The 2,249-nt window shown below is 51.1% G+C and carries 2 tRNA genes and 2 rRNA genes; all 4 read right to left on the bottom strand.

The window, feature by feature from the left end:
* Positions 1-495: ribosomal RNA gene (locus QN399_RS26035) — 23S ribosomal RNA — on the bottom strand; the annotation flags it as partial.
* Between the two features lie 236 nt (positions 496-731).
* Positions 732-807 (bottom strand) — tRNA-Ala (locus tag QN399_RS26030).
* Positions 808-837: 30 nt separating this feature from the next.
* Positions 838-914: transfer RNA gene (locus QN399_RS26025), tRNA-Ile, on the bottom strand.
* 83 nt (positions 915-997) lie between these two features.
* Positions 998-2,249 (bottom strand): 16S ribosomal RNA (locus QN399_RS26020); the annotation flags it as partial.

Genomic DNA, 2,249 nt, shown 5'->3' with positions numbered 1-2,249 from the left:
ATTTCACTCCCCTCTCCGGGGTTCTTTTCGCCTTTCCCTCACGGTACTAGTTCACTATCGGTCAGTCAGTAGTATTTAGCCTTGGAGGATGGTCCCCCCATATTCAGACAAAGTTTCTCGTGCTCCGTCCTACTCGATTTCACTGCAAAGAGATTTTCGCGTACAGGGCTATCACCCACTATGGCCGTCCTTTCCAGAACGTTCCGCTAATCTCAATACAGCTTAAGGGCTGGTCCCCGTTCGCTCGCCACTACTAAGGGAATCTCGGTTGATTTCTTTTCCTCAGGGTACTTAGATGTTTCAGTTCCCCTGGTTCGCTCCATACACCTATGTATTCAGTGTAAGGTAACGGTCTTATGACCGCTGGGTTCCCCCATTCAGACATCTCCGGATCAAAGTCTGTTTGCCGACTCCCCGAAGCTTTTCGCAGGCTACCACGTCTTTCATCGCCTCTGACTGCCAAGGCATCCACCGTATGCGCTTCTTCACTTGACCATATAACCCCAAGCAATCTGGTTATACTATGAAGACGACATTCGCCGAAAATTCGCAATTTAACTCACAAATTTTACCTTAGCCCGTAACACCACCAGTGAAAGTGCTGTCCGGTCTAACTTTCTATCACATACCCAAATTTTTAAAGAACGATCTAATCAAAGACTAGAAATCAACATTCACCATCCAATCGATGGAATGCTCATTTCTAAACTCTACAATACAGAAGCAGTAAGTGGTGGAGCCAAACGGGATCGAACCGTTGACCTCCTGCGTGCAAGGCAGGCGCTCTCCCAGCTGAGCTATGGCCCCGTATCTCTACAGGCGTTTCCCACACAAAATTGGTGGGTCTGGGCAGATTCGAACTGCCGACCTCACCCTTATCAGGGGTGCGCTCTAACCAACTGAGCTACAGACCCAATTTCGGGCTGCTTCTAAATCGTCTTTTTCAATGAATCAAGCAATTCGTGTGGGAACTTATGAAGAAGCTGATGTCTTCGATTAAGGAGGTGATCCAGCCGCAGGTTCCCCTACGGCTACCTTGTTACGACTTCACCCCAGTCATGAATCACACCGTGGTAACCGTCCTCCCGAAGGTTAGACTAGCTACTTCTGGTGCAACCCACTCCCATGGTGTGACGGGCGGTGTGTACAAGGCCCGGGAACGTATTCACCGCGACATTCTGATTCGCGATTACTAGCGATTCCGACTTCACGCAGTCGAGTTGCAGACTGCGATCCGGACTACGATCGGTTTTCTGGGATTAGCTCCACCTCGCGGCTTGGCGACCCTCTGTACCGACCATTGTAGCACGTGTGTAGCCCAGGCCGTAAGGGCCATGATGACTTGACGTCATCCCCACCTTCCTCCGGTTTGTCACCGGCAGTCTCCTTAGAGTGCCCGCCATTACGCGCTGGTAACTAAGGACAAGGGTTGCGCTCGTTACGGGACTTAACCCAACATCTCACGACACGAGCTGACGACAGCCATGCAGCACCTGTCTCAATGCTCCCGAAGGCACTCCGCTATCTCTAGCAGATTCATTGGATGTCAAGGCCTGGTAAGGTTCTTCGCGTTGCTTCGAATTAAACCACATGCTCCACCGCTTGTGCGGGCCCCCGTCAATTCATTTGAGTTTTAACCTTGCGGCCGTACTCCCCAGGCGGTCAACTTAATGCGTTAGCTGCGCCACTAAGAGCTCAAGGCTCCCAACGGCTAGTTGACATCGTTTACGGCGTGGACTACCAGGGTATCTAATCCTGTTTGCTCCCCACGCTTTCGCACCTCAGTGTCAGTATCAGTCCAGGTGGTCGCCTTCGCCACTGGTGTTCCTTCCTATATCTACGCATTTCACCGCTACACAGGAAATTCCACCACCCTCTACCATACTCTAGCTCGACAGTTTTGAATGCAGTTCCCAGGTTGAGCCCGGGGATTTCACATCCAACTTAACGAACCACCTACGCGCGCTTTACGCCCAGTAATTCCGATTAACGCTTGCACCCTCTGTATTACCGCGGCTGCTGGCACAGAGTTAGCCGGTGCTTATTCTGTCGGTAACGTCAAAACACTAACGTATTAGGTTAATGCCCTTCCTCCCAACTTAAAGTGCTTTACAATCCGAAGACCTTCTTCACACACGCGGCATGGCTGGATCAGGCTTTCGCCCATTGTCCAATATTCCCCACTGTCTCAGTTCCAGTGTGACTGATCATCCTCTCAGACCAGTTACGGATCGTAGCCTTGGTGAGCC

This window comes from Pseudomonas sp. 10C3, assembly GCF_036346185.1.
Taxonomy (GTDB): domain Bacteria; phylum Pseudomonadota; class Gammaproteobacteria; order Pseudomonadales; family Pseudomonadaceae; genus Aquipseudomonas.
Note: the sequence above shows the minus strand (reverse complement) of the source record. Positions and strands in the feature narration are given on the sequence as shown.